The sequence below is a fragment of the Magnetococcales bacterium genome, assembly GCA_015231925.1.
GTDB lineage: Bacteria > Pseudomonadota > Magnetococcia > Magnetococcales > JADGAQ01 > JADGAQ01.
In genome coordinates this window covers 1-7,120 of the sequence record JADGAQ010000207.1, presented here as the reverse complement: position 1 = coordinate 7,120, position 7,120 = coordinate 1, and the positions used below count along the sequence as shown (strand labels likewise).

Annotated in this window: 4 protein-coding genes; 3 read left to right on the top strand and 1 reads right to left on the bottom strand. The window is 61.6% G+C overall.

The features are described from left to right. Positions 1–776 precede the first annotated feature (776 nt). Positions 777–2,708, bottom strand: coding sequence for a chemotaxis protein (locus HQL56_17040; protein ID MBF0311224.1), 1,932 nt, complete (start codon positions 2,706–2,708; stop codon positions 777–779). A gap of 518 nt (positions 2,709–3,226) precedes the next feature. On the opposite strand from HQL56_17040, the gene HQL56_17035 reads away from it, so the two are divergent. The 3 genes from HQL56_17035 to HQL56_17025 all read left to right on the top strand — a co-directional run bounded on the left by HQL56_17035 (position 3,227) and on the right by HQL56_17025 (position 7,018). Further along, the gene (locus HQL56_17035) at positions 3,227–4,375 is read left to right on the top strand and encodes an Rpn family recombination-promoting nuclease/putative transposase (protein MBF0311223.1); all 1,149 of its coding nucleotides are present in this window, start codon (positions 3,227–3,229) and stop codon (positions 4,373–4,375) included. 388 nt (positions 4,376–4,763) lie between these two features. Then, on the top strand, positions 4,764–6,824 hold the full coding sequence (locus HQL56_17030; GenBank protein ID MBF0311222.1) for a carbon starvation protein A: 2,061 nt from the start codon (positions 4,764–4,766) through the stop codon (positions 6,822–6,824). Further along, positions 6,821–7,018: a YbdD/YjiX family protein gene (locus HQL56_17025; GenBank protein MBF0311221.1), complete on the top strand. Its 198-nt coding sequence runs from the start codon at positions 6,821–6,823 to the stop codon at positions 7,016–7,018. The genes HQL56_17030 and HQL56_17025 overlap by 4 nt, the downstream gene beginning before the upstream one ends. Positions 7,019–7,120: the final 102 nt, after the last annotated feature.

The following is a 7,120-nucleotide window of genomic DNA, read 5'->3' as shown; positions in this document are numbered from 1 at the left end:
ATTATTCGTGCATGGCAGTCTAGGGAAGTCCCGGAGAAAAAGCAAATTTTGGTGCATGTTAATCGCGTCCATCTTGGGGTACGGCGCTTTTTAATCATACGGGGGGCCGAGGGGATGTTATCCCCCCGACAGGGTTCGGGGCAGCGCCCCGAGGCGTGGCCTTTGACTTGCCGGGCCGAAGCGCTGTGATGATCTTCCTGAGGCAAACACCTCTTCCAAACTTCCCGAAGGCTTCGGCCCGGCGGGAGGGGGCAAGGGGAGGGTCTGTGGGTTTGTGGGAGTTTTTGAGAAATAATCGGCGACAGCCTGGGCCGCGCGTTCACGGAGGGGGAGGTTGAGACCCTCCCCTGGCCCCCTCCGGGTTTGCGGATGTTTTTGGGAATATACCGGCGGCAGCCTGGGCCGCGCGTTCAAGGAGGGGGAGGATGAGGCCCTCCCCTGGCCCCCTCCGGCGGGTCGAAGTGTTTACCCGAATCGTGCGGGTGAACGGGTTGGGCGGTTCTCCTTCGGCGCTTCGACCCGCTAACGTCAACGTCAACTTATCGGGGCTCCGCCCCGGACCCCGCTGAGGGGGCAGCAGAGCTCCCCCTCAGGCTCCCCCAACCCGTTTTACGCCTAAAAGGACTCGAACTCCTCATTGCCGGCTACCGGCTCGGGCAGCTCTCCTTCGGCGCTTCGACCCGCTAACGTCAACGTCAACTTATCGGGGCTCCGCCCCGGACCCCGCTGAGGGGGCAGCAGAGCTCCCCCTCAGGCTCCCCCAACCCGTTTTACGCCTAAAAGGACTCGAACTCCTCGTCGGCTACCGGCTTGTTGCCCCCTCCCCGCTTCGGCGGGGGAAGGGCCAGCGGGGCCTTCTTCCCCAACTTCTTCACCGGCGACGCCGCCACCGGAGCCGCCTTCTTCATTACCGGCTTCGGCCTCGACGTCTGACGCTGATGCTCCTGCCCCGTGCGGAAGTAGGCAACCGCATCCACCAACATCTGCGCATTGCTGCTCAACTCCTCCGCCGTGGCCGCCATCTCCTCCGCCGCGCCCGCATTCTGCTGAATCACCCGATCCAAAGTCTGAATCGCCTGGTTGATCTGCCCAACCCCCTGACTCTGCTCCTGCGAACCCGCCGAAATCTCGCCAACCAACGCCGCCGTCTTCTGAATGTCCGGAACCAGCTTGTTGATGATGTTCCCCGCCCGCTCCGCAACCTCCACACTGGAGGCGGACAACTGCCCGATCTCCCCCGCAGCCGTCTGCGAACGCTCCGCCAACTTGCGAACCTCCGCCGCCACTACCGCGAAGCCCTTGCCATGCTCCCCGGCCCGCGCCGCCTCGATGGCCGCATTCAAAGCCAACAGATTGGTCTGCCGGGCAATCTCCTCAATGATGGAAATCTTGCCCGCAATCTCCTTCATCGCCGTCACCGCACTGACCACCGCATTGCCACCCTCCTCCGCATCCTGCGCCGCCGCACGGGATATCCCCTCCGTGGAACGCGCATTCTCCGTGTTCTGGGCAATGTTGCTGCTCATCTCCTCCATCGCCGAACTGGTCTCCTCAATGGAAGCCGCCTGCGACGAAGCCCCGTCCGCCATGGTCGCCGAGGCGCTGGCCAGCTCCGCACTGCCCGCCTGTACCCCGTCCGAGGCGTTCTGAATGGTGACGAAAGTCTCCCGCAACTTGTCGATGGCCATATTGAGATTCTCGGCAATGCGCCCGAACTCATCCTTCGAGCGAATGCCGCAATTCCCCGTCAAATCCCCATCCCCCAACCTGGTGATGAAGGCCGACAAACGACCGGCAATGTTCACCAGATAGGCGCTCACGATCCAGGCCACCACCACACCCAACAGGAAACCGATCAAACCCATAGCCAACGCCTGGGTGCGCACCGCCGCCGAGTTCTCCCGGGTGGTGGCGGAAACCCGTTTCGCCTCCTCCTTGGCGCTCTTCATGGCTGCATCCACCGGTCCCTCGATGGCTTGCACCGCCGCCCGCATGCGCTCAACCAACTCCCTGATGCGCCCATCCTCGGCCACCGTGGCCATGAAGGCGTTCTGATACTCGTCCAGCACGGCCGTCAGCTTCTTCTTGCCCTCCTCCTCGACCTCCGAGCCGGCAATATCCTTCTTCAACTGCGCCACGATCTCCTGTACCTGCTTGGCGTACTTCTCCTCCTCCCGAGCCTGATAATCCTTCTCCGCCCGACGCATCAGCAGATAGTTGCGCCAGATGTCCCCCACATACTGGGTATCCAGATACTGCTCCAGGGCGCGCGCCGTTTCGCTCAACTGTTTGGCCGTCTCCGGGGTGGCATCGCCCCCCTTCTCGGCAATCTCCCGGGCCGCCTTGGCGAAGGCCTCTTCATACGGCTTCACCAACCCGGCAATCTTCGCCTTGGACGCGGACCCCAACAAAGAGGCCCCCACCTCCTTGTGAAATTCGGCCATGGTCTCCTGCTGCAATGCCGCGTATTTGGCATCCTTGCGCAAACGCAGATCCTTCTCCGCCCGACGCGCCTGAAGCAACAACACCCGCATCATGTCGACGTCGAACTCCTTGAGAGACTCCTCCAGCTTGTGGGCCGCACCGCGCATGACACCCTGCAACCCCTCCGACGGCGTCAGCCCCTTGCGCTTCCAACCGGCCACCACGTTGCCGAAAGCCTGACCGTATGCCCCGATGTTCTCCTTGATGGAGGCCACCATGCGCATCTCTTCGGGATCGTTGGTCTCCTGGGCGATTTTGCCGTACTGCTGCGCCAGCTCCTGAACCGTGGCCACCTGCTTGGCCACCTTCTCTTCGTAACTGGCCTCCAGTCGCAGCAGAAAATCCTTCTCCGAACGACGCGCCAGCAGCATGGAGGCTTCGATCTCCGCCGCCAGCTCCTGCTGGGCAACCGCCGTGGCCAGCATCTGCTCGTATTCGTGTTCAACGCCCAGCAATCCGCTTTGGAAACGCCAAATCACCGCCAGGAACAACAGGCCGACCAGGCCGAATCCAACAGCCATCTTGCCCTTTACCGATAAATCGTTCAATAAACCGATCATGATTCCTCCCCCAAGGATGGATCTTAATTTTGGATGGTCTAGCCTAGATATTTGTTTCAATATTGTCCAGGGAGCTTTATTGAGGGGAAGGATGGTGCCTATAATCAAATTCTATGCGCACCGGCCATGCGGCAGCCGCCCGATCATGGACACGGGGTTCCCTTGCCGGGTAATATTTTCGTATGAGCAACGACGCCACTTACCACAAGCTGTTCTCCCACCCGCCCATGGTGGCCGATCTGTTGCGGCACTTCGTGGACCCGGAGGTGGTGGCGCAGCTCGACCTGGAGCGCATGGAACGGGTCAACGCCAAGTTTCACGCCGAGGGGGACGAACGGCGGGAGGGGGATGTCATCTGGCGCATCCCCATGCGGGACGGGAGCGCGGTATACCTCTACCTTCCGGCCGAATTCCAGTCCACCGTCGACCCCTGGATGGCGGTGAGGAGGCGAGCAAGAATAACTTGTACAGATTGCGCCGGATTTTGGCCTGTCCGCAAGGCGGGGAAATGGGCGCATATGTCGATATGTAACCATTTCCCCAACGACGCGGACGGGCCAAAAGACAAGCAAGATGTGCAAGTTATTCTTGCTCGCCTCCTAAGGGTGTTGGTTTACATCGGATTGCTCTGGCAGCAGCTCATCCGGGAGAAGCGGCTCGGCCCGGACGGCTCCCTGCCCCCGGTTTTTCCCATCGTCCTCTACAATGGCGACCCGCCCTGGACGGTTCCCGTCGGGTTGAGGGAGCTGATCCGCCTGCCGGAAGGCTCTTCCTTATGGCATTTCCAACCGGAGCTGCGGTATCATCTTCTGGACGAGGGACGGTTTACCCTGGCCGAACTGGAAAACCGGGCCTCGCTGTCGGCCATGCTCTTCCGGCTGGAACATTGCCATGATCCGGCGACCCTGTCCGCTCTGCTGGACGATTTGATCGGCTGGTTCGAGAACCATCCCGACTTTGCCGGGATCAAAAAAACCATGGCCGGGCTGGCGGGGCAGATCACCACACGATTGGGTGCGAACCAAAACCACACGGTGACCGAAAATCTACTGGAGATCAAAACAATGGTGGAAACACGCGCCGAAGAGTGGATTCAGGGCTGGTTGAAACAGGGCCGCCAGGAGGGGGTGTTGCTTGGCCGCCAGGAGGGGGCCTTGCTTGGCCGCCAGGAGGGCGAGTCGCTCATTCTGCTCCGGCAGATGCGTCGCCGTTTCGGCGAACTTCCGGAGTGGGTCGCCGCCAAAGTCAACGCCGCCGACACGGAACGTCTTGAAATCTGGTCGGATCGTATTCTGGAGGCCAAATCCCTGGAGGAGATTTTTTCCCAGTGATCGTGCGGAACGGGGCCGAAGGGAACAGGGGCTTCTGGGGATATACCGGATTCCGGTTTGCTGGCACGTTCAAAGATGGGGGGATGAGGCCCCCCCTTGCCCCCCCGCGGTCCGCTGCAATACAGTCAGGCGGTGCGGGAGATCGGCTGATGCGTTTTTCCTTGGTGCAGCGGACCGCTTACGGCCACGTCAACGGATAAAACCTTGGGGCGCTGCCCCAAACCCCGCCGGGGGGGATAATCCCCCCCGGACCCCCGTATTTTCCGCAAGCAAATTCGCGGCTGCGGACCGCTACGAGAACATCAGCACCTTGGGGCACCGCCCTGTACCCCACCGGGGGGGATAATCCCCCCCCGGACCTTGGTATTTTCCACAAAGGAGTTCGCCCTTGTCGCGCATCGTCTCTCATCTGCCCTGGCTGGTGCTGGCGCTGACGGGCGCCATGGCGCTGGGAACCATCGCCCTGCACCTCGGTGAAACCATCAACGCCCTGTGGATCGTGGTCGCCGCCGCCGCCATCTACCTGACGGGATACCGCTACTACAGCCTCTTCATCGCCCAACGGGTCATGGAACTCGACGGCTGCCGCCAAACCCCCGCCTGGCGTCACAACGACGGCCTCGACTACGTTCCCACCAACCAATACGTCCTTTTCGGCCACCACTTCGCCGCCATCGCCGGCGCGGGGCCCCTTGTCGGACCGGTCCTCGCCTCCCAGATGGGCTATTTTCCCGGCATGATGTGGCTGCTCTTCGGCGTGGTGCTGGCCGGTGCGGTTCAGGACTTCCTCATCCTCTTCATCTCCATGCGCCGCGACGGCAAATCCCTTGGCGAACTCATCAAGGCTGAACTCGGCGAAGCGCCCGGCCTGGTGGCCCTCTTCGGCACCTTCATGATCATGGTGATCCTGCTCGCCGTCCTGGCCCTGATCGTGGTCAAAGCCCTGGCCGAAAGCCCCTGGGGCACCTTCACCGTGGCCGCCACCATCCCCATCGCCCTCTTCATGGGCCTTTACCTGCGCTATTGGCGACCGGGTCGCATCGGTGAAGTCTCCCTCATCGGCTTCGTGCTGCTCATCGGCTCCATCCTGCTCGGGGGCGAGGTGGCCCGTAATCCCGACTGGGCTCGCCATTTCCTCTTCTCCGGGGTCGAACTCACCGGCATGCTGGTGGTTTACGGCTTCGTGGCCTCGGTGCTGCCGGTCTGGCTCCTGCTGGCCCCTCGCGACTACCTCTCCACCTTCCTCAAAATCGGCACCATCCTGGCATTGGCCCTGACCATCCTGCTGGTGGCCCCTCCCTTGCGTATGCCCGCCTTCACCCCCTTCACCGACGGCAGCGGTCCGGTTTGGGCCGGTTCCCTCTTCCCCTTCCTCTTCATCACCATCGCCTGTGGCGCGATTTCGGGTTTCCACTCCCTCATCGCCTCCGGAACAACACCGAAAATGGTGGAGAACGAACACCACATTCGTTTCATCGGGTATGGGGCCATGCTCATGGAGGCTTTTGTGGCCATCATGGCTCTGGTGGCGGCGGGGTGTATCGATCCGGGCATTTATTTCACCATGAATGCGCCGTCCGCCATTTTGGGCGGCAATGTGGAGCAGGCGGCCAGGGTTATTTCCCAGTGGGGTTTTGTCATCACGCCGGAGCAGATTCAGCAAACTGCCCGCGATGTGGGGGAGACCACCATTCTGTCTCGCACGGGCGGTGCGCCGACTTTGGCGGTTGGCATGGCTCAGCTTTTCGGCCAGCTTTTCGGCGGCACCGCCATGATGGGTTTCTGGTATCATTTCGCCATTCTTTTCGAGGCTTTGTTCATTCTCACTGCTGTGGATGCGGGTACTCGGGCGGGGCGGTTCATGTTTCAGGATCTGTTGGGGGTGTTTCTGCCTGCCCTCAAGCGCTCCTCCTCGTTGGTGGGCAATCTGTTGGCCACGGCGGTATGTGTCGGGGCCTGGGGATATTTCCTTTATCAGGGGGTGGTTGATCCGTTGGGGGGCATCAACACGTTGTGGCCGTTGTTCGGCATTGCCAACCAGATGTTGGCCAACATCGCCCTGATTCTGGCCACGGTGGTGTTGTTCCGCATGAAGCGGCACCGTTACGCCTGGGTGCCGGTATTGCCGTTGACCTGGGTGATGATCACCACCATGACGGCGGCGGTGGAGAAGGTTTTCCATGCCAATCCGCGCATTGGTTTCCTGGCTCATGCCGACAGGTTCCAGGCGGCTATTGACAAGGGTGAACTTCTCGCTCCGGCCAGGAGTTTGGCGCAGATGCAGCAGATTGTTTTCAATGATCGGGTGGATGCGGCGTTGGCTTTGTTGTTCATGTCGGTGGTGGCGACGATGCTTTGGTTCGGGGTTCGGGCCTGTGTGCAGGCTTGGCGCGAGAACCGGGTGACCACGCGGGAGGCGGCGATGGAATTGCTTACGGAGGCGGCATGAGGGCGATTTGGGGGCGATTCGTTGTGTTGTGGCGTCAGACGGCCCGGTTGATGGTGGGGGTTCCGGATTATGAGGCGTATTGTGGGCATATGAGGCGGTGTCATCCGGAGCGGGAGCCTTTGGGGTATGAGGCGTTCTTTCGGGAGCGGCAGGAGGCGCGTTACGGGGGCAGCCGACCGGGGAAGTGTTGTTGAGGGAGGGGGGAAGGGAGGGGAGCAAGGCAAGGTGTTGGTCTTTTGAGTAATACGGGGGTCCGGGGGGGATTATCCCCCCCGGCGGAGGTTTGGAGGCGGAGC